Source organism: Paenibacillus aurantius, from assembly GCF_032268605.1.
GTDB lineage: Bacteria > Bacillota > Bacilli > Paenibacillales > NBRC-103111 > Paenibacillus_AO > Paenibacillus_AO aurantius.
The window spans coordinates 4,561,640-4,582,403 of sequence record NZ_CP130318.1; the positions used below are offsets into that span (position 1 = coordinate 4,561,640).

The window sequence follows — 20,764 nt, forward strand, 5'->3', positions numbered from 1 at the left end:
CCTGTGGCGGCACGGCTTAAGGATAAGTTCCATGGGAGCGGTCGGCGAAGCGGGTAAAAAATCGCCTGCCGGAAGCCCGGTCTTGCCCAGCCTTAGCGCAGACGCCAGGCGATATCGCTCCAGCGCAGCTCCTGGCGGAACGTAGCCGGGGTCGTGTTCTTGCCGATGAGCGCGAACTCGATTCCCGTCATCTCCGCCCAGTCGGCCAGCTGCTCGGCCGTTACCTCGTAGGAGAAGCCGGTGTGGTGCGCTCCGCCCGCCAGAATCCACGCCTCGGCGGAATCTCGGAGCGACGGCTCGGGCTTCCACAGCACGCGGGCAACGGGCAGTTTCGGCATCTCCTGCTGCGGAGGAACGGCCTCCACCGTGTTCACTAGCAGGCGGAACCGCTTGCCCAGGTCTATCACGGAAGCATTGAGCGCCGCGCCGGACCGGCCGTTGAAGATCATGCGGGCCGGATCGGCCTTCCCGCCGATGCCGAGCGGATGAACCTCGATCCGCGGCTTGTCCGCGGCGATCGTCGGGCAGACCTCGAGCATATGGGCCCCGAGCACAAGCTCGTTGCCCGGCTCCATGTGATACGTATAGTCCTCCATGAACGAGGTGCCGATGCCACCCGCCATGATCTTCATGATGCGGACGAGAGCCGCCGTCTTCCAGTCGCCTTCGCCGCCGAAGCCATAGCCTTCCGCCATCAGGCGCTGAACGGCGAGGCCCGGAAGCTGCTGGAGCCCGTGCAGGTCCTCGAAGGTGGTCGTGAAGGCGCCGAAGCCTCCCTCTTCCAGAAAGCTCCTAAGCCCGAGCTCCAGTCGGCCCTGGTAGAGAATGGCGTCGCGAACCGCCCCTTCCTCCCTGGCCTCGGGAGCAAGCTCGTAGAGCTCCGAGTATTCCTCATAGAGCTCCTTCAGCTGGGCATCGGTCACGGCATCGACGCGTTCCGCCAGGTCCCCTACGCCGTATCCGTTGACGGACCAGCCAAACTGGATTTGCGCCTCCACCTTGTCTCCTTCGGTGACGGCTACTTGCCTCATGTTGTCCCCGAAGCGGGCCACCTTAAGCTGACGCCCTTCCGAATAGGCGACGGCGGTCTTCATCCAGCCTCCGATCCGGGAGCGGACCTCCGGGTCCTCCCAGTAGCCGACCACAACCTTGCGGCTGATTCCCATGCGCGCCCCTATAAACCCGTATTCCCGGTCACCGTGAGCCGCCTGGTTCGTATTCATGAAATCCATGTCGATGCTGTCCCAAGGAATGTCCCGGTTATACTGCGTATGAAGATGCAGAAGGGGCTTGCGCAGCTCGGAGAGGCCGGCAATCCACATTTTGGCCGGGGAGAAGGTATGCATCCAGGTAATAATCCCGGCACAGGACTCATCGGCGTTGGCTTCCAGACAGAGGCTGCGGATGGCTTCGGGGGTGGTCAGAACCGTTCGGAATTCGAGAGGAAACGTAAGCGCCTGATCCCCGTCCAGTCCTTGCGTCATTTCCCGGGAATGGCGTTCGACTTCCTCGATCGTCTCCGGTCCGTACAAATGCTGGCTTCCGGTCACAAACCAGAACCGATAGTTTTTTATTTTCAGCATGCTCCCTGTTCCTCCTCTTGTAGGAATGATTAGTGCCTTGCCTCTTCGCGGATGGCTTTCAGCCGTTTCATCACATCGTTCGCCCCGCGGCCGAAATAATCGTGCAGCCGGTTATATTCCTCGTACAGCCGGTTGTAAACCGCCACATTCTCGGGAATGGGCTTGAACCTCTCCTCGCGGACCCGGGCCATGTTCTGCGCCGCCTCGACCAGGCTGTCGTATCCGCCGTTCTCCACTCCAGCGGCCACCGCCCCGAACATCGCGGCGCCGAGGGCCGGCGTCTGCTTCGAATCCGCAATCTTGATCTCGCGGTTCGTCACATCGGCGTAGATCTGCATAAGAAGCCGGTTCCTTTGCGGAAGCCCGCCGCATGCATACAGCTCTTGCACTTCCAGCCCGTTGTCGTGGAAGGCTTCCACGATTTTGCGGGTGCCGAACGCCGTCGCTTCGAGCAGCGTCCGGTAAACCTCCTCGGGCTTGGTCAGAAGGGAGTAGCCGACAATCAGCCCGCTCAGCTCCGTATCGACAAGGACGGACCGGTTCCCGTTCCACCAATCGAGCGCGAGAAGTCCGGTTTCCCCCGGCCGGTACGCGGAAGCACGTTTCTCCAGCCATTCATGGACGCTGATGTTCTCCTTGGCGGCCGCCTCCAGCACATAAGCCGGAACCCCCTGCTCCACAAACCAGGCAAAAATATCCCCCACCGCCGACTGGCCCGCCTCGTATCCGAAGTAGCCCGGAATGATGCCGTCCTCGACCACTCCGCACATGCCCTCGACACTCTTCTCCTGGGAGGCAAGCAGCATGTGGCAGATGGACGTGCCCATCGCCATGACGAGCTTGCCGGGGGTAACGACGCCTACGCCGGCCACGGCTGCGTGCGCATCGACATTGCCGACCGCCACGGCCGTCCCCGCCTGCAGGCCAAGCGCCTCGGCCATTTCCTCCGTCAGCCCGCCTGCTCTGGAGCCGAGGGGGACAACCTCTCCGCGCAGCTTCGTCTCCGTCAGATCCTCCAGCCGCGGGTCGAGCGACCGGAAGAAGTCCCGGCTCGGGTAGCCTTCCTGCTTGTGCCAGATGGACTTGTACCCGGCCGTGCAGGAGTTGCGCCGGATGCTCCCCGTCAGCTGGGAAACGACCCAATCGGTCGCTTCCACAAACCGGTCCGTCCGCTCGTAAATCTCGGGCGCCTCGTTAAGAACCTGCCAGACCTTCGCGATCATCCACTCCGAGGAAATTTTGCCTCCGTAGCGGGGAAGGAACGTTTCTCCTCTTTCCTCCGCGATTTCATTCAGCCGGTTCGCTTCTTCCTGGGCGGCGTGATGCTTCCACAGCTTCACCCAGCTGTGGGGGTTGTCCTTCAGCTCCGGGTGCCAGCAGAGCGGCTTGCCTTCGCCATCGATTGGCAGAATGGTACACGCCGTAAAATCGATCCCGATGCCGATAACGTCAGCCGGATTAACGCCGGACGCCCTCATCACCTCCGGCACGGAACGCTTCAGCACTTCCAGGTAATCCGAGGGATGCTGGAGCGCCCATTCGTAGCCGAGGCGGATTCCCGACTCGGGCAGCTCCTCATCGATGACGCTGTGGGGATACGGGGTGACATGCTCGGCCACCTCGGTACCGTCCGCGAGGTTCACGAGAACGGCGCGGCCGGACTCGGTCCCATAGTCTAAGCCGATGGCATATTTGTGATTCACGTATAAGTCCTCCTTGTTGATCGGGTCTTTTAAAAGTAATGGTTTATTTCAAAGTAATGGTTTAAAGCCTTCGTTAAGAAAGCGGTTACTTGCTCTGCCCGTAATAAGCGTTCGCTCCGTGCTTACGGAGAAAATGCTTGTCGAGCAGCGTCTGGTCCATCGATTCCAGGTCCGGGTTCAAGCGGAAGGAACGGGCGGCGATTTTGGCCACTTCCTCCAGCACTACTGCATTGTGAACAGCATCATGGGGTGTCTTTCCCCAGTTGAAAGGAGCATGGTTGTGAACGAGGACGCCCGGAATCTGCATCGGATCTAGGGTGGCGAACGTTTCGGCGATCACATTCCCCGTCTCTTTCTCGTAGGCTCCGCTGATTTCCTCCGCGGTCATGGGACGGGTGCAGGGAATGGTGCCGTAGAAATAGTCCGCATGCGTCGTTCCAAGAGCCGGAATGCCCCTGCCCGCCTGCGCCCAGCTCGTCGCCCAGGAAGAATGGGTATGGACGATTCCTCCAATATGCGGGAATGCCCGGTACAGCACCAGGTGGGTAGGCGTATCGGAGGAAGGCCGTAACGAGCCCTCCACTATGCGGCCCTCCAGATCAAGCACGACCAGATCTTCCTTCTTCAGCTTGTCATAGGCTACGCCGCTCGGCTTGATCACGACAAGGCCGCGCTCGCGGTCGATTCCGCTTACATTTCCCCATGTAAACGTAACCAGTCCATATTTCGGGAGGTCCAGGTTGGCCTCCAGCACTTCCTGCTTCAACTGTTCCAAAGACATCGTACAAGCTCCTCTCCGGCATGGCTTCAGAATGCTAGGTTCGTCTACCGCCATTATACACTTGTACGTACAAGTCGGCCATTGTTTTTTTGGACCCTTCCTCAGGGGATGCGGCGCGTCGACTCCCGGATGATGAGCTCCGGCGGGTAAAGCCGGATCCCGGCGTTTCCGGCGGTGTCTCCATCCGGGAGGCCGTTCTCGATCATGGCCATCAGCATGGCGGCCGCCTCCTCTCCCAGCCGGTATTTCGGATGAGCGAGAGTCGTCAGCTTCACCTCGGTCGCCGTGGCTAGAGGGGAATCGTCAAAGCCGACGATCGACAGATCCTCGGGAACGCGGAGACCGGTTTGCCGGACGGCCTCCAGGAGGTGAACGGCCAGCTCGTCGTTGTAGCAGACGAAGGCGGTCGGCCTTCTCTCTTCTTCCCGGCGCAGCAGGGCCAGGGCCAGCTCGAACGGCTTGCCGTTCTTCTCCTCGGTCGAGTAGGCGGCCACCAGGTCGGGCTGCAGGGGAAGGCCGTTCTCCCGGTGCCCGCGGACGAAGCCCTTCAGCCGGTTCACCCCTTGCAGATCGTCCGTCTTGAAGAAGCCAGCGATGCGCGTGTGGCCGAGCCCGATCAGATGCGACGCGGCGGCAAATCCTCCGCCCTCGTCGTCGGACTTCAGGCACGGACAGGTCATTTCCGGATACCGCTCATTGATCATGAGATAGGGAATGTTCCGGTAATCGAGCGACAGGTACCGGTCGAGGTTAGGGTTGCCCTCGGCGCTTTTCGTCGGCTCGATGATCAGCCCGCTGAGCGGTTCCCTCATCATCTCGTCGAGGCGTTCTCTTTCCCGTGCTTTGTCGTTGTCCGTGCTCGCGAGCAGGAGACGGTAGCCCCGCCCCCGGAGGGAAGCTTCCGCTCCCCGCACGATATGGGGGAAGATATAGTCCGAAATATAAGTGGTCAGAATCCCGACCGTAAAAGCTCCGCGTCCGCCGGCTGCCGCCGGCTCGGAGACGAACGTTCCTCTCCCCTGCTTGCGGTACAGCTTCCCCTCCTGCTCGAGCTCCCCGAGCGCCTGCCGGACGGTTTGCCGGCTCATGCCGAACATGGCCGAAATCTCGTTCTCCGACGGCATCCGCTCGTGGGGCTTCATCCGGCCGGCGGCCAGCCAGGACAGAATTTCGCCCTTCAGCTGCAAATATTTAGGTAGCGGTTTGTCGTTCATTCGGGCGCCTCCCGTCCGTTCCTGTCGATCCGATTGTAGAGGTAGTATACCATCCCGTCCGGTTGTCTGTACAACTTAATCTATAGCGGATTCACAGCAAATACCCCCGTCCCGCTACCGCGGGAACGGGGGCTGCTCGGACAACCGGACGACGTCTGCTGGCGGGAGCCGGGATCAGCCGGGCACATGCCGGCCCCAGCGGGTCAGGACCCGTTCCATTTCCCCCGGAACGATGGGCTTGCTGATGAAGTCCTTCATGCCCGCCGCCAGACACGCTTCTTTGTCTTCCTCACGGGCAAAGGCCGTCACCCCGACGATTACCGGGAAAGGTCCTCCGCCTCTTCTTACCTGCTCCCTTATGGCCTCCGCTGCCTGAAGCCCGGTCATCCGGGGCATTTGAACATCCATCAAGATCAGGTCGTAGCGCTTCCGCAGGACGGCCTCCAGCGCCTCCTGCCCGTCTCCGACCGCATCGGCGGGATACCCCATCCTTTCGAGCATGCGGAGGAGCAGCTGCCGGTTGACCGGGTGGTCCTCGGCAATAAGAATGGCCAGCTCCTTACCGCTGGAGAAGGCCTCGTTCCCCATGCCCGTGACAGCCTCATTCGGGTTACCCGCAGGAGAATCATCCGGAGGAGAGCCGGCGGGTATCGAGAACCGGAAGGTCGAGCCCACGTGCTCGGTGCTTTCTACGGAGATCGTGCCTCCCATGAGCTCCACTAACCTTTTGCAGATGGCGAGGCCAAGCCCCGTTCCCCCGTATTTCCGGTTGATGGCCGGATGAAGCTGGGAGAAGGTTTGGAAGAGATGGTCGAGCTTGTCCTCCGGAATGCCGATTCCGGTATCCTTAACGGTAAATTCCAGCAGGACGGAGCCCTTCTCCTCAGGCTCCCGGCACTCTACGGTAACCAGAATCTCTCCCTTTTCCGTGAATTTGAGCGAATTGCCGATCAGGTTGACCAGCACTTGACGCATGCGCATTCCATCCGTGAGGATTTCCTCAGGTAGGGACGGATCCAGAACGTATGCCAAAGTCAGCCCTTTATCCTTGGCCTTCTGGGCGAAAAGCTCTACCACGCTTGTCAGCATCTGACCCACTTTGACAGGCTCCTGGGTGATGGACAACTTCCCCGCCTCGATTTTGCTCAAGTCGAGAATATCGTTGAGAATGGTCAGCAGAGCATTGCTGCTGTCCTGAATAATTTCCGCGAACTCTCTCTGCTGGTCATCCAGATCCGTATCCAAAAGAAGGCTGGTCATCCCCATAATCCCGTTCATCGGCGTTCGGAGCTCATGGCTCATGATGGCCAAAAATTCGGACTTGGCATGGTCGGCGCGCTCCGCCGATTCCTTCGCCTTGATGATCTCCCGCTCGGAGGTGATGTCGTTGAACACCACGACGGCGCCTTTGATTTCCCCTTTGTCGTATAAAGGAGTCACCCGGTATTCGACAAGGAAGCTGGATCCATCCTTGCGCCAGAAGATTTCCTCCTGGACCGAACGGGGAAATCCATCCTGCATGGTACGGAAGACGGGGGATTCCTCCGGAGGGTAGCTGGTTCCATCGGCCCTCGAATGCTGAATAGTCCCGCGGCTGCTCTGTCCGATGAATTCCCCCGGAGTATACCCGAGCATTTCCGCCCCGGCCGGGTTAATGAACATAGCGGTGCCGTTTCGGTCGATCCCGTAAATCCCCTCCGATACCGAATCCAGGATGAGGGAATGCTCATAGCTCAGCTTCTCGATCTGCTCCACATAGCGCCTGCGCTCGGTGATGTCCACAGCTATCCCATATACCCCGACCACCTGCTCGCCGACGACGATCGGCACATTCGTTACACTGATGATACGGCTTTCGCCTGTCGGGCGGATCAGGCTGCATTCATAATTTTGCGGCTCCCCTTGGGCCGCTTTCTCAAAGTAATACCTCACCTTCTCCAGATCCTTCTCCGCCACAAGCTTCTCATAAGACATCCCGAGAAGCTCTTCACGGGTGTACCCGCTCAGCTCTTCCAAATGAGAATTCACCGACAGGTACCGGCCGTCCAGGTCGAAGGAGTAGACGCTCGAAGGATTGTATTCGAATAACGATTTGTATCGCTGTTCGCTCTCCTGCAGCAGCTGCTCGGCTTCCTTGCGGCTTGTAATGTCACGTGAAATGGCAATGATTTCCTTGATGCTGCCTGTCCTCTCGTCATAGCGGTAGCGTCCCGTGCTTTCGAACCAAATGTAGTGCCCGTCTTTCCGGCGGATCCGGTAGGTTACCGTATACCTTCCGCGGGCTTCGAGGCTCGCCTGCAGGTAATCGTTCACCTTGTCCACATCGTCCGGATGAAAATAGTCGTAAGCCCGGGTCCCGAGCAGCTCCTCCGGCTCGTAGCCGAGAAGAGATCGGCAAGCCGGGGAGGCATAGAGATAAGTTGCCAGCTCGTCGGCGGAATGGCGGGAGATGAAGTCCAAGGAATTCTCGGAGATGAGCCGGTACTGCTTCTCGCTTTCCCGCAGCCTCTCCTCCATCAGCTTGCGCTCCGTAATATCCTGCGCGGTCCCCACCATCTTCACCGCCCGGCCTGCTTCGTCGGTGCGAACCCGGGCCTGGGCGTGAATGATTCGCATGCCCCCGTCCTCCGGAAAAATGCGGTGCTCGGAATTATAGGGCTTGTTTCCCTGAATGGCCTCCTTCAGCTCCTGCTTCACTCTCTCTACATCCTCCGGATGGATGGCCTTCAGGAACATGTCCAGCCGGACATCCGGTCTTTCGGGCGGCATGCCGAAGATTCGGAAGAGCTCGTCCGTACACACCATACGGTCATCCTCCAGGCTCAAGGTCCAGGAACCGATCTGGGCCACCCGCTGGGCTTCCGCCAGGTTCTCCTCGTATGACCCGGCTCCTCTTTCCACAGCCTGAAGAAGAATGCATGGGACTCCTTCCGGCCCTTCGATCAAAGTCAGATGCAAGGTAACCCTAACGGCTCTTCCTTCCCTGTGGACGAATAGTCTTTGGGTTTCCAGGCTTTCCCCGGGTTCAAGCGATTTATAAGCAGAGCCCTGATCCTCCCCCGCCGGCTGAACGGGAGCGCTCAAGCTCTGAAACGTGGTATTTATCAACTCTTGTTCGGTATAACCCAGCATGCGGCAAAAGGAGGGGCTAATCCTCAGCCATTTCCCGCTCTCTGCCGAGTAAACGGCGATTCCGATGGGCGAACGGGCAAATAGATGATCATAAATTACCAGGTCCCAATCCGACCGACCTTTCACAAGCCACTCCTCCTTGCAGTTTTACGACTGTCTTACAATTATTAACCTAATCTGACGTTCTTGATCACCCGGCCAAGGAAATTGGGCAAAACCCTATTCATGAAGAGTCCCCTTAGACGGGCAGCCTGAAATTCGCCATAGCCAAAAAAGCCGCCTTCGTCCGAAAAGCGGACGAAAACGGCCTCACGAAGCGGGCAGCCGGTGCTCCATCCGCGACCGCAGGTGCGGGAGGGACGATTTACCTTGGCTTACCCTGTTATTCCCATTCACTCAACCCGCGTTCTTGCCCGCCTGCGAAGCTGCCGGATTGGGTGCGGCAGGCGGAAGCTACTTCACAAAGGTTAGCTTGATTCCCTGGGCGTGGTTGCCGAAGCCCTGTCCGAAAAGGTTGAGCCCTCTGCGGTTAGCCGCGTCGCTCTCCACTTCAAACCGGATCAAGATCGGCTTATGATAATGAAGCCCAAGAGAGGACAGAACGGGCCCATCCGCCTCTTCCCCGTTAATCCGAACCGTATCCGGGCCGATGTCCCATTCATACAGATTTCCATACTGGGTGCCGTACAGCCACCAGGACGGGGTGAGCTTGCCCTTTTCTTCGCCGTAATCCCCCGAAGGCGTCACGGTGCCGATCCGGCAGCCATTCACAAAAAGGGTGATATCGGAGGGCCAATCCTCGTGAAAGCCCATCGCTTCCGAGCACAGCTCCGCGCTGACCCTCAGCCCTTTCAACTCTACTTCCGGAGGAACGGGATTAGGGAAACGGTATTCCACATAGCCCGACTCGCTGAACCAGAGCAGCTCCGCTTCGGAACGCTCCGGAAGGAAGAAGGAGCGGGGATCGTCGGGACAGCCGAGCAGGCCTTCTTTTCCCGCCAGACCGCACGGCGGAAGAACGGAGCAATCCGTATACAGCCCTACCGGCATGGAGATCTCTTCCCGTTCATGCAGCGCTTCTCCCGGAGAACGAGGCAGCTCAAGCAGCAGGCTGTCGTAGGTGCGGGTGCACCGCTTCTCCCGGTTGGAGCCGGGAGTGGTTGTCACTAGCCCTGCCTGCTCCAGGATTTGAACATTGATGGAAACGGTAGGCTGGGCGGCCCCGAGCGCCGCCATCAGCTCGGTCACGCTCATCGTCTGATCGCCAAGCGTCTCCAGAATGCGCAGCCGAAGATCACCTGACAGGGCTTTGGCCGTTTCCTGCAAACGGGCCGGCGGAATTCGTTTCACTCGATCCGAGAGTTGACTCATGGAGGCCTTCCTTTCTTCCATTTCAGATATTTTTAGTTTACAGGCCTTCTCACACATTGTAAAATTACAATATACATTGCATAAACACAATTATAAAATGGGAGCGTGTTCCGACATGTCCAAGGCAAGTCTTCCCCGGCCCGAATATCCGCGGCCGCAGCTTCAACGTGAGAACGACACCTGGCTTAATCTGAACGGAGAATGGGAATTCGAATTCGACGACGCCCGCCTCGGCGACCGGGAGCAGTGGTACCGGGAGCATGCTTTTTCCCGCCGCATTCAAGTTCCGTACTGCTTTCAGAGCAAGCTGAGCGGAATAGAGGATACGGGCTTTCATGAGCAGGTCTGGTACCGCAGGCAGGTCACCCTGCCGGAAGGGATGGCCGGCAAGCGGCTCATTCTGCGTTTTGGCGCGGTGGATTACCAAGCCTGGGTATGGGTGAACGGCCAGATGGCCGCCTTTCATGAAGGAGGGCATACGCCTTTTGCCGTAGAGATCACCGATCTGATCCGGGAAGGATCGAACGAGATCGTCGTGAAAGCCAGGGATTTCGACGAGGACGTTACCCTGCCGAGAGGTAAGCAGTACTGGAAGGAGAAATCCGAATCGATCTGGTATACGCGCACGACCGGCATCTGGCAGACCGTTTGGCTGGAAGCGGTTCCCGAGGTTTACCTGCAGAAGATTAAATACACTCCGGATATCGACACGAACGAAATCCGGATCCGGGCTATGGTCGACGGTGACTTGAACGGCCGCGAGGTTGTGCTTAAGACGACCGTCACCTTCCAAGGGGAACCGGTGGCCGAGCACACCGCCCGCCTCCTGCGTCCCGAAACCTCCTTCCGGATCGGCCTGCATGATTTCAACGACCACAGCATGGGCCGGTGGTGGTCGCCGCGCAATCCCCGCCTCTATGATGTCCGCTACCGGCTTCTCGTGGACGGAGTGGAAACAGACTTGGCGGAAAGCTATTTCGGCATGCGCAAAATCTCGATAGAGGACGGCAAAATCTGCCTGAACAATTATCCGTACAAGATGAAGCTCGTCCTGGATCAGGGTTATTTTCCGGAAGGCCTGCTTACGCCCCCTTCCGATGAAGCCATCCGGCAGGATGTCGAGCTCACCAAAGCGATGGGCTTCAACGGGGCCCGCAAGCACCAGAAGATCGAGGACCCCCGCTACCTGTATTGGTGCGACAAGCTCGGCCTGCTCGTCTGGGGAGAAATGGCCAACTCGCAAGCCTATTCGGAGGAATATGTAAGCCGGATGACCCGGGAATGGCAGGAGGCCATCGAGCGGGATTACAATCATCCCTGCATCGTCGCCTGGGTTCCGCTGAACGAAAGCTGGGGTGTGAACCAGATTCTCGTCAACCGGAAGCAGCAGCAGCATGCCTTAACCATGTACCATTTGACCAAGTCGCTCGACGATACGCGTCTTGTCATCTCGAACGACGGCTGGGAGCATGTGAAGTCGGACATCTGCACTATCCATGACTACGAAAGCCGCCGGGAGGTGCTCACCGAGCGTTACAGCACAGCCGAGAAGGCGGTCACCGGCAAGCCGGCAAGCCGATGGATTCATGTGCCCGGCTTCGCCTACGGAGGCGAGCCCATCCACATTTCCGAATATGGAGGCATCTCCTTCAAGAAAAGCGACTGGGAAGGCTGGGGCTATTCCGCCGCCAAGGACGATAAGGATTTCATCGAGCGGTACATGGCCGTCACCCAGCCCCTGCTGCAGTCCCCCATCGTGCAGGGCTTCTGCTACACCCAGCTGACGGACGTCGAGCAGGAAATCAACGGGCTGTTGACCTACGACCGCAAGCCGAAGGTGCCGCTTGAGATCATCCGGCAGATCAACGAGGGCAAGCAGCCGGAAGGGTATTAAGCGGGGAAGGTATGGATCGGAACGGAAAGAAGGCCGGGGCGCCAAAGCCCCGGCCTTCTTCTTGTTGGATCCCCGTAAGCCGAGAGGGCGGGAGGCCTTTCCCTTAGCCTTACGCTAAGGGATGATCCGGCTTAAATTCCAGCAGGTCCCAAAGGGTTCCGTACAAATCCTTGAAGACGGCAACGGTCCCGTAGGGCTGCTCCTGGGGCTCGCGGACAAACTCGATTCCGTTGGCCAGCATGGCCCGGTAATCCCTCCAAAAATCGTCGGTCCGCAGGAACAGGAACACGCGGCCGCCCGCCTGGTTGCCGATGAACGGCTCCTGCTCCGGCTTGGAGGCTTTGGCGAGCAGGAGGTTTGTTCCGCCCGCCGGGCCGGGAGGAGCCACCACCACCCAGCGTTTGTCCTGCTCCGGCTGGTACAGGTCCTCGACCAAGCGGAAATTAAGCTTTTGCGTGTAAAAGGCGATGGCCTCGTCGTAATCTTTGACGACCAAGGCGACGTGGACAATGGATTGGTTCATAGTTCCTCTCCCTGCTTTTCGTTTATTCCAAAACCACGCGGTCCTTCTCCCGGTTCCGGTATGCGTTCAGAATGGGAAGGTGGGTCTCGGCCACCGGAAGCTCCCCGAGCCGGTCCTCGGGAACAAAGGCAAGCTCTCTCGATTCTTCGCTGATCACAAGCCGTTCAAACGGTTCGACCTCCACCTCGTAAGCGATGGTCAGAATCCGCTTCACCTTCCCGTCGGGAAAAGCGATGATTCTCGTGGGATCCGAGAAAGTGCCGAACAGCCGGATGCTCCGGACCGTCAAGCCCGTTTCTTCCTTTACCTCCCGGATCAGCGCATCGGTCAAGCTTTCGTCCCCATGGAGCGCTCCCCCGATAAAGGCCCACCTTTCGCTGTCCGCCCGCTTCTCCAGCAGGAGGCTGCCGCTGCCGTCCCGGATGAGAGCCGTTACTCCTATGCTCGGAGGATTATTGGGCGCCGGGGCCGCCGGATTGCGGTAATAAAATTGAGCTTCCACTCTATCTCTCCCTTAATCATCGGTATGATTTATACTCCTCTTATTTTAGCGGAATCTCTAAAATACCTCTATCACTCTCGATCACATACTCGGAATCGGAGCCTCGAATATTCTTCTTGAGCCGTAAACCCCTTGCCGTCATTTCAAGAGCCAGCTCCAGCGGAAAACGATCCATCGCATCTTCTTTCTTTTCTTCTAAGCTCTTTAGTATGGCCTCCCTTCCCTGAGTGCATAGCTCCATATCCAGATCGCGGCCTCGAACGGAAAAATAGGATGCGTAGAACTCTAAAGGATAATACAACTTATAGAATGCACTTCGCACGGCCATGATGACATAGGAGACGGCAAAGGATTTGGGGAAAAGGTACTGGATTTTCTGGCAAGATTCCATGTACCAATCCGGAACCTTGGATTTCAACATGACTTCGCGGAACGAATCCGAAATCCCTTTCCCTTTACGCACGTCGTTCGCAATCGCGTAAGCTTTGTCCTGCTCTATCCCGTACTCCATGAGGTCCAGCATCAGCTGATCTCTGCTTCCAATCGATTCCGTAAGCGAACTTCTTCCCGCCTGCATCCGTTCTTTGGCGTTACCTTCCCATGTTCCGTTTCCATGCGAAAGCCCGCTGATCTGAACCAATTCAGTAAAGGTCGAAGGCTGCATAATTCCAAGCATTTCCCGCACCCACTGAATACCCATTTCCGGTACACCATAGGTAGCAACACCGGACTTGATTTGACCCGAAGTTACGCCAAGCGCCCCGGTTGACCGAAATAAGCTCAATACTTCGGGATCGTTCATGGGGATATCCCGTGGATGAACGCCCGTAAGAGCATGCAGCCGTTTCATAATGGAAAGCTCTTCATGAGCAAAGAGATCGACCAAAGGCTGGCTGCTGTCCGATCCAAGATTATCAGTATAAAGCCTTAATTCTTTTTGTTCCTCTTCCTCAAATTCTTTGGGAACATAGATATCGATATTCGGTGGAGTGTTGCCATCGATTCCAAGAAACATTTCATACGGGATCCTGTGCCCGTCCCCCACCCATTCGCTCCCGCACTCCGCGCATTGCTTGTTCGGCAAATCGAAGCCGCTGCCTGTACCATTTGCAGCCCATTCGAAATGTCTGCATTTCCGGCAAAGATAATGAGGTGGCAGCGGATTGGAGTCGGTTATTCCGAGCAAATAGGCCACGAAGCTCGAGCCGACCGAACCTCGGGGGGCCGTCAAATATCCTGCAGACTTCGCCCGATCGGCAATCCTGGCGGCAGCCAAATAAGGCTCAGCGAACCCCTTTCTTAAGATGTGTCCGAGCTCCTCCTCTACTCGTGAAACGGCCAATTCCGGAGCGGTATCCCCGTAAAGAGTTCGAATGGCGGCGTTACAAAGCGAACGAATAGGGTGATTTTCGCTTTCCAATGGGTTTGTCATTTTCATCTACCTCCGGTTTTTTTATATCCATAAACCAAATCGGCTTATAGTTGCGTTGACACTCAACTCAACATGCAAGGTAAAAAAAATTACAAGTCCAGCATCATCTGCTCGTACTTGGGCTTATTTCCTGCCGAGCTGGGATCTCTTACTTCGCCATCTGGATCGATATGCAGAAGCTGAAGCTGGGTCAGGCGGACCGATAAAGCCGAGATGGATACCCGAAAACAATCCGCCAACTTATAAAGCTTGGAAAGATGAATGCGTCCCATTTTTTTGAGCTGACCGACAGCAAGATCCACCATCGGATGCGGGAGCAAAAGACAACCCGCAAACAAATCCGCCTGCACCTCTTCCACCGGTTTCGTCCGACTTTTCTGTTCCAGATCCTGAAGGCGAAGGATGTAAGGAGATTCGCCGGTATGCAGCACCCAATGTCCGAGCTCATGAGCCAGTGTGAAATGGTACGTACCAAGCTTTCTGTCGAATAAATCGCGGTGGGTTTCATTCAACACGATTTGCCTTTCATTCGGGAAAAGCGCTGCCATAACGAGACCTTCCGCATCCAAGTGATCAATTCTCTCCCAGCAGATCTGCAACTCGAAATGAAATTCCACAAGCTCTTCTATGGGGACAGGCTGAATGATTTTCCCTCCGGGATTATAGCCATAATCGAGTAATATTTTTTCGGTGAGCTTGTCCATACGTTCACGCGTAATAAACCGGGTAGCTATCATAGCGGGTCGCCCTCGCCTTCTTCGCCAATAATTTCCTTAATCTTCTTCCACTGTGCAGGAGAAAGCTCGGATGCTTTTCTAAGAAAGACCGGAATTTCTTTGTTTTCCGTAATCAATCTTTGAAAACTTTTGGGTACTTTATTCGCAGCCAAAATAAGCCCTTCCGGGTCCACTTGAAGTTCTTCCGCGATTCTTATGATTTTATCTTCCGCAGGAGGATCCATCGTTCCACTTTCAATCTTGCTGATATAGGTAAAATCAATGCCCACCCGATCTGCCAGCTGGCGCTGCGTAACCTTACGCTGCTTTCGCAGATTGCGCAGAAGCTCGCCAAATTCGCTCAAAGATGCCACCGCCTTCCAGTAACTCTTATTCTATATATGTTGAGTGATTTGTCAACAAAATTTATAAATAGTTCAGACCGTTATCTTGTATTTTCAAGAAGCCAAGATCACGGATTCAGGGGTATGATGAAGAGGAACTTAGAAGCCATTCGAAACGGAGGATTTGCCGATGAACGACGATACAGCCGCCGTCCTTGCCTTCCTGCGGGAAGCGGGACGTCTGAAGGATACCGAACGCACCGCCTGGACCCCGGGCGGAAGAAGGGAAAGCACGGCCGAGCATTCCTGGAGGCTTGCTCTGCTCGCCATGGTGCTTCAAGAGCAGGCACCGGAGCTTGACGGTGCCAAGATCCTGAAAATGTGTCTCGTGCACGACTTGGGAGAAGCCTACGAAGGGGACATCTCCGCCAAAGCCAATCCGGACCCGGACGCCAAAGAAGAGGCGGAGGAGCGCGCCATGGCGCAGCTTCTCTCGCCTCTTCCGGATGGAGTCCGCCGGGAGCTGTACTCTCTGTGGCGGGAATATAACGAAGGGGTAACGGCCGAAGCCAGGTGGGTAAAGGCGCTGGACAAGATGGAAACCATCGTCACCCATAACCAGGGCCGCAATCCGGGGGATTTCGATTACCGCTTTAATCTCGCGTACGGCCGGGAGTACGCATCCGCTCATCCCGTTCTGGCCCGGCTGCGCGAAGCGGTGGATGAGGAAACGCGGGAACGGCTGCAGCGGCAGGAGGATTCCCGCAGCCGTTAGTTCACCGCGGCCTCCTCGGCTGGGAGTTGGTTCTTTTCGAGGAACCGTTCGGCGTCGATCGCGGCCATGCAGCCGGTTCCGGCGGCGCTGATGGCCTGGCGGTAGCGGTTGTCCTGCACGTCTCCGCAGGCGAACACGCCCGGTATGGCCGTCTCCGTCGTTCCGGGAGTGACTAGCAGATAGCCGTGCTCATCCGCCGCCAGCTGGCCTTCGAGGAACTTCGTGTTAGGGGTGTGGCCGATCGCTACGAACACACCGTCGGTCTCCATAACCTCCTCGGCGCCGGTTTCGTTGTTGCGGACCTTGAGTCCGGTCACGCCCCGTTCGCCGGCCAGCACCTCAAGCGGAGTCCGGTTCAGGCTCCACGAAATTTTCCCGTTGGCCCTGGCGCGGTCCTGCATGATCTTCGAGGCGCGAAGCTCGGTGCGCCGGTTCACGAGCACTACCTCGGAAGCGAAGCGCGTCAGGAAGTTCGCTTCCTCCATCGCCGAGTCTCCACCGCCGATGACGATGATTTTTTTGCCTCGGAAGAAGAAGCCGTCGCATGTGGCGCAAGTGCTTACTCCACGGCCCACGTTCTCCCGCTCGCCGGGGATGCCCAAATACTTAGCGGACGCCCCGGTGGAGATAATGAGCGTCTCCGCCTCCAGCTCGCCTATCCCTTCCACCGTTAGGCGGAACGGCCGCTTCGACAGGTCTACGCGGTTTACCCAGCCCGTCTTGAATTCCGCACCGAACCGCTCGGCCTGCTTGCGCATGTTATCCATAAGCTCCGGTCCCAGGATGCCCTGCGGGAAGCCGGGGAAGTTCTCGACTTCTGTCGTCGTGGTCAGCTGTCCGCCCGGCTCCGGTCCCTCGATGACAAGTGGCGACAGGTTGGCCCGGGCCATGTAAATGGCGGCGGTAAGACCGGCAGGGCCGGTTCCGATAATAATGGATTTGTACATCCTTCATTCCTCCTTGAATGCTTACCGATTTCTCGTTGATAAGGAAAGTATACTCCCTCCCCCTACCGCTTTCATGAAGGTTTGATGAAGAACCCGTGCCTAGTCGTCAGCCTTCTCCGCTTCTTTCCCTTTCGATCCCTCTTTTGAAACCGGACCCGGAAGCGAATGAATGAACCGGACCGGCCCCTCGCGGAAAATATCCTCCGGCGAATGCCCGCTGTCCCGCAGATGCAAATACAGCTCCGGCGCCAGCACCCCGAGCACCATATGGGCCGCAAGCACAGGATCCAGCGGAGCAAGCTCGCCGCTTTCGATTCCTTTCACCAGCAAACCCCGGATCGTTTCGTGCAGAAACATATAGGCCGGCGACTGGTAGAACGATTTGCGGCCCGTCTCAACATGGGACTTCTTGATCTCTTCTATAAAAGGCCCCTGCTTCTCCAGAAAAGGAATGGCGCAGCGGATAACATTCTCCAGCCGGTCACGAATCGGCTTCTCCTGGGATTCCGCCAAATACGCCCTGATGTCGACAGTGAAGCAGGAGAAATTCTCTTTGATGAGCTCGAAGCACAGGTCGCCCTTGTTCGCGTATCTCCGGTAGAGAGAGGCTTGACCGATCCCGGCCGACTGGGCGATTTGATGCATGCTGACCTGATCCACCCCATGCTCCCGAAAAAGACATTTGGCGTTCTCGATAATGTTTTCGGAGATTTCTCTCGTATTTTTGCGTTTGCCGTTGTCGTGCATGGCTGATTCCCCGCTTTGCGCAAAAGATTTTACGAAAATTTACAAGTTCGGTTATTGACAAAGGGACAATTGTCCCTTACCTTAGAGCAAAAGGACAATTGTCCTTAAGAGAGACGATTCGGCCTGCCGGCCGCAGGTTTGTCTTTATTCTATCCGCTAGCGTCCTTGCGCGTCAACGACAGCGGTCCCGGCAGAGCCGACGCCCTTAGGAGGAGGAAGAACCGTATGTCAGCATCACCCCAAGGAGCCGTTCCGGAAGAGGCTTTTTCCGTCAAAACGATCATCGCTCCGCTCGTATCTATTATCGTCGGCATGTTCATGGTTATCCTGGACGGAACCGCCATGAACGTCGCCCTGCCCGGCTTGGTCAAGGACTTGAACAGTCCGCTGTCCACCTTAAGCTGGAGTGTTACCGGGTATGCCCTTGCCCAAGCCGCCGTCATCCCGCTCGCCGGCTGGCTGTCCGAGCGTTTCGGCGCCAAACAGGTTTTCCTGTTCTCGATCATTATGTTCACCATCGGCTCGGGCCTCTGCGCTTTGGCCGGAACGGCCGAGCAGCTTATCGCCTTCCGCGTCCTTCAAGGACTCGGCGGCGGAATGGTTGCTCCGATCGCCATGGCTTTCACCTATCGGCTTAGCCCTCCGGGCAAGGTAGGCACGATCATGGGCATGATCGGCATCCCCATGCTGCTCGCCCCGGCGCTCGGGCCTATCGTAGCCGGCTGGCTCGTCGATTATGCCAGCTGGAAGTGGATCTTCCTGATCAATCTGCCGATCGGCGTAATCGGCGTTCTTCTCGGCCTGCGCACCCTGCCGAAGCTGGACCGCTCGCGCGTACCCGGGCTGGATACCCTTGGCATGGTGCTCGCGCCGATCGCTTTTGCCTCACTCGCGTACGGGGTAAGCGAAGGGGGCGTCAGCTGGACGTCCACGAAGACCTTGACCGGTCTTGCGGTAGGCGGAATCGCCCTGATCCTTTTCATAATCGTGGAGCTCCGCCGCGAACAGCCGCTGCTTGAGCTGCGCGTCTTCCGCTCCCCGGACTTCACCCGCGGCATCGTTGTGCAGTGGATTTCCCAGATTGCGCTCTTCGGCTCGTTCTTCCTAGTGCCGATGTTCCTCCAGCAGGCGAAGGGCTACTCCGCCTTTGACTCGGGACTGATCATGCTGCCGCAGGCGCTGGCTTCCGGGATCTTCATGCCGCTTGGCGGACGCCTGTTCGATAAGGTCGGGGCGCGCCCGCTCGTCATGACCGGCATGGGACTCGTCACCGTCGCCGCCTTCCTGCTTTCCGGGATCAACGCCGATTCCAGCACCGTCGCCATCATGATCCCGCTGGCGATGATCGGCGCGGGCATGGGCTTCTCGATGATGCCGCTCAATACCCACATCATCCAGTCGGCTCCTCTGCATCTCGTCAACCGGGTAACCTCACTGACCGGCGCTGCCCAGCAGGTGATGACCTCCTTCGCCGTCGCCGGTCTGTCGACCATCCTGACGAGCCGGATGACCCACTACACGGAAGCGGGCAACGCGAATCCCCTCCAGGCCTTCAGCCAATCCTTCGGGGACACGTTCCTCTTCGTAGCGGGGATCGCCGTCATCGGCGCCGTCGTCGGATTGGTTCTGCGCCGGCCTAAGAAAGCCGAAGCCCCACCCGCCGAAATGCCGGATCCGGCCATGATGATGGGCCACTAAAGAGAAACTAAAAACGACGCAGCCCCGGTTCTTTAACCGAAGGCTGCGTCGTTTTTTATAGGACTCTCTCGACGGGGCTGGGGGCCGCCGCTTCCCGGCGGAACTCCATCAGATGCTTAACGAAAGCGTCATCCTTCGCCAGCCACGCTCCGTGATGGCGCTTCACGTACCGCTCCGCCTGGGCAAAGGTTCCAAAAGCCTCTTCCCTTACGGCGCCGTTGATCTCCACCCTCCATTCCTTCTCCAAGGGGAACAAATACAGCAGCTCGCCCTCCCTGCTCTCATACACGCATCCGGACGGGGACTCCTTCAGGTTATAGATATTCCGGAACGCATCCGGCCGGATCGGCTCCAGCGGAAATGTGCCGGCAACGAACTGCCGGTACGCATCTTCCGTCATGGAACAGCCGGCCGCTTTGGCATGACCTCCGCCCCCGTAACGTCCCGCCACCTCGGACACATCCACGTCGTCATGAATGGTGCGCAGGCTCATGCGGCGTCCGCCCATGTTGAGAATGGCGATATAGTCGAGATGAGGGTATTCTTTGCCAAGCTCATTGCCGAGCTCCGAATGATAATTCTCCGCGTGGACAACCCCGGCATACTCCCCATTCAGGAACAGCTGAACGGTTTCCCTCCTCTTCCGGCGTACATAGCGTTCAATCTTTTCATCTTCCATGTCCAGAATCTTTTCCTCAAACTCGTCAAACGTAAACCCGCTGCCGGAACCGAGACGTTCCACCATTTTCTCTTCGAACTCGTCAATCGAGATCATGTAGAACAGGTCGTTCAGCCGCTTCGCCTCCAGCTTGCCCAGCCGGTCCCACTCCCAGGTGTCGTAAAGCCTTACCAGTTCGACGAATTCATCCAGCGCCTGGGTCGGAGCGAGGAGCCCGTTTCGCACCAGATAGTCGTAGAACAAAGAGGTGGCGGAGGCTAGCCTCCCGTCCTCTTCTTCCACCTTCACGGAGGCCCATTCGTAGCGGTTAAGGGAAAGCGCGGATTTGTGATGGTCGATCAGCCTCACGCGTCCTCCCCCTCTTACGAGCTCCTCAATCGCTTTCTCATTCTGCTCATGAACGGACAAGTCGGTAATAAACAGAAACGCGTCCTTGAAGCCTTTATTTCCGGCCCGCTCCAGATAACGCTCCACCTGGGCGTTCAAGCCGGAAACGGACAAATAACGGATCTCCACCCCCGTTCCAAACGCGCATTTGGCGACGATTCCGCAGCCCACCCCATCCAAATCGTTATGGGAATACAAGTGATATTTCAACCCATCCGCCCCCTTCGGTACAGTCGTTCAACTTTACTACTTTCCCATGGATGATGGAAACTTATTCCCGGTCTATAACATTAAACGCCTTTGCTCAACTAACTAGAAAAAGGAAGCGTTACCGCC

At 57.5% G+C, this 20,764-nt stretch carries 17 protein-coding genes; 3 read left to right on the forward strand and 14 right to left on the reverse strand.

Going from position 1 to position 20,764, the window contains the following annotated elements; genetic code table 11:
* Positions 1-92: 92 nt before the first annotated feature.
* The 6 genes from araA to MJA45_RS20795 all read right to left on the reverse strand — a co-directional run bounded on the left by araA (position 93) and on the right by MJA45_RS20795 (position 9,763).
* Complete coding sequence (gene araA / locus MJA45_RS20770) at positions 93-1,583, reverse strand: L-arabinose isomerase (RefSeq protein WP_315603809.1); 1,491 nt, start codon at positions 1,581-1,583, stop codon at positions 93-95.
* Positions 1,584-1,612: 29 nt separating this feature from the next.
* Complete coding sequence (locus MJA45_RS20775; protein ID WP_315603810.1) at positions 1,613-3,286, reverse strand: ribulokinase; 1,674 nt, start codon at positions 3,284-3,286, stop codon at positions 1,613-1,615.
* A gap of 85 nt (positions 3,287-3,371) precedes the next feature.
* Positions 3,372-4,067, reverse strand: coding sequence for an L-ribulose-5-phosphate 4-epimerase (araD, locus tag MJA45_RS20780; protein ID WP_315603811.1), 696 nt, complete (start codon positions 4,065-4,067; stop codon positions 3,372-3,374).
* 101 nt (positions 4,068-4,168) lie between these two features.
* Positions 4,169-5,281 (reverse strand): GntR family transcriptional regulator, encoded by a 1,113-nt coding sequence (locus MJA45_RS20785; RefSeq protein WP_315603812.1) that lies wholly within the window; start codon positions 5,279-5,281, stop codon positions 4,169-4,171.
* A 174-nt stretch (positions 5,282-5,455) separates the two neighbouring features.
* The gene (locus MJA45_RS20790) at positions 5,456-8,539 is read right to left on the reverse strand and encodes a PAS domain S-box protein (protein WP_315603813.1); all 3,084 of its coding nucleotides are present in this window, start codon (positions 8,537-8,539) and stop codon (positions 5,456-5,458) included.
* Positions 8,540-8,866: 327 nt separating this feature from the next.
* Positions 8,867-9,763 (reverse strand): ArsR/SmtB family transcription factor, encoded by an 897-nt coding sequence (locus MJA45_RS20795; RefSeq protein ID WP_315603814.1) that lies wholly within the window; start codon positions 9,761-9,763, stop codon positions 8,867-8,869.
* 136 nt (positions 9,764-9,899) lie between these two features.
* Between MJA45_RS20795 and MJA45_RS20800 the strand changes: the two genes are divergently transcribed.
* On the forward strand, positions 9,900-11,678 hold the full coding sequence (locus tag MJA45_RS20800) for a glycoside hydrolase family 2 protein (RefSeq protein WP_315603815.1): 1,779 nt from the start codon (positions 9,900-9,902) through the stop codon (positions 11,676-11,678).
* 109 nt (positions 11,679-11,787) lie between these two features.
* On the opposite strand, the gene MJA45_RS20805 is transcribed toward MJA45_RS20800, so the two are convergent.
* From MJA45_RS20805 to MJA45_RS20825, 5 genes are all read right to left on the reverse strand, one after another.
* A complete protein-coding gene (locus tag MJA45_RS20805; RefSeq protein ID WP_315603816.1) occupies positions 11,788-12,201 on the reverse strand; it encodes a VOC family protein in 414 nt (137 codons plus the stop codon).
* Between the two features lie 22 nt (positions 12,202-12,223).
* Entirely contained in the window at positions 12,224-12,703 is a 480-nt protein-coding gene (locus MJA45_RS20810; RefSeq protein ID WP_315603817.1) for an NUDIX domain-containing protein, read from the reverse strand.
* A 40-nt stretch (positions 12,704-12,743) separates the two neighbouring features.
* Positions 12,744-14,135: a PolC-type DNA polymerase III family protein gene (locus tag MJA45_RS20815; RefSeq protein WP_315603818.1), complete on the reverse strand. Its 1,392-nt coding sequence runs from the start codon at positions 14,133-14,135 to the stop codon at positions 12,744-12,746.
* 89 nt (positions 14,136-14,224) lie between these two features.
* Entirely contained in the window at positions 14,225-14,839 is a 615-nt protein-coding gene (locus MJA45_RS20820; protein WP_315603819.1) for an ImmA/IrrE family metallo-endopeptidase, read from the reverse strand.
* A gap of 29 nt (positions 14,840-14,868) precedes the next feature.
* Positions 14,869-15,216: a helix-turn-helix domain-containing protein gene (locus tag MJA45_RS20825; protein WP_315603820.1), complete on the reverse strand. Its 348-nt coding sequence runs from the start codon at positions 15,214-15,216 to the stop codon at positions 14,869-14,871.
* A gap of 169 nt (positions 15,217-15,385) precedes the next feature.
* Between MJA45_RS20825 and MJA45_RS20830 the strand changes: the two genes are divergently transcribed.
* Entirely contained in the window at positions 15,386-15,970 is a 585-nt protein-coding gene (locus MJA45_RS20830; protein WP_315603821.1) for an HD domain-containing protein, read from the forward strand.
* Here the strand turns inward: MJA45_RS20830 and trxB are convergent.
* Positions 15,967-16,917 carry a thioredoxin-disulfide reductase gene (gene trxB / locus MJA45_RS20835; RefSeq protein ID WP_315603822.1) on the reverse strand — a complete coding sequence of 317 codons (951 nt, stop codon included), beginning with the start codon at positions 16,915-16,917 and terminating at the stop codon, positions 15,967-15,969. The two genes, MJA45_RS20830 and trxB, sit on opposite strands and share 4 nt — an antisense overlap.
* A gap of 99 nt (positions 16,918-17,016) precedes the next feature.
* Positions 17,017-17,664, reverse strand: coding sequence for a TetR/AcrR family transcriptional regulator (locus MJA45_RS20840; protein ID WP_315603823.1), 648 nt, complete (start codon positions 17,662-17,664; stop codon positions 17,017-17,019).
* A 225-nt stretch (positions 17,665-17,889) separates the two neighbouring features.
* On the opposite strand from MJA45_RS20840, the gene MJA45_RS20845 reads away from it, so the two are divergent.
* Positions 17,890-19,362, forward strand: coding sequence for a DHA2 family efflux MFS transporter permease subunit (locus MJA45_RS20845; protein ID WP_315603824.1), 1,473 nt, complete (start codon positions 17,890-17,892; stop codon positions 19,360-19,362).
* Between the two features lie 55 nt (positions 19,363-19,417).
* Here the strand turns inward: MJA45_RS20845 and MJA45_RS20850 are convergent, their stop codons facing one another.
* Positions 19,418-20,638, reverse strand: a complete 1,221-nt coding sequence (locus tag MJA45_RS20850; protein WP_315603825.1) for a DHH family phosphoesterase — start codon at positions 20,636-20,638, stop codon at positions 19,418-19,420.
* Positions 20,639-20,764 lie beyond the last annotated feature (126 nt).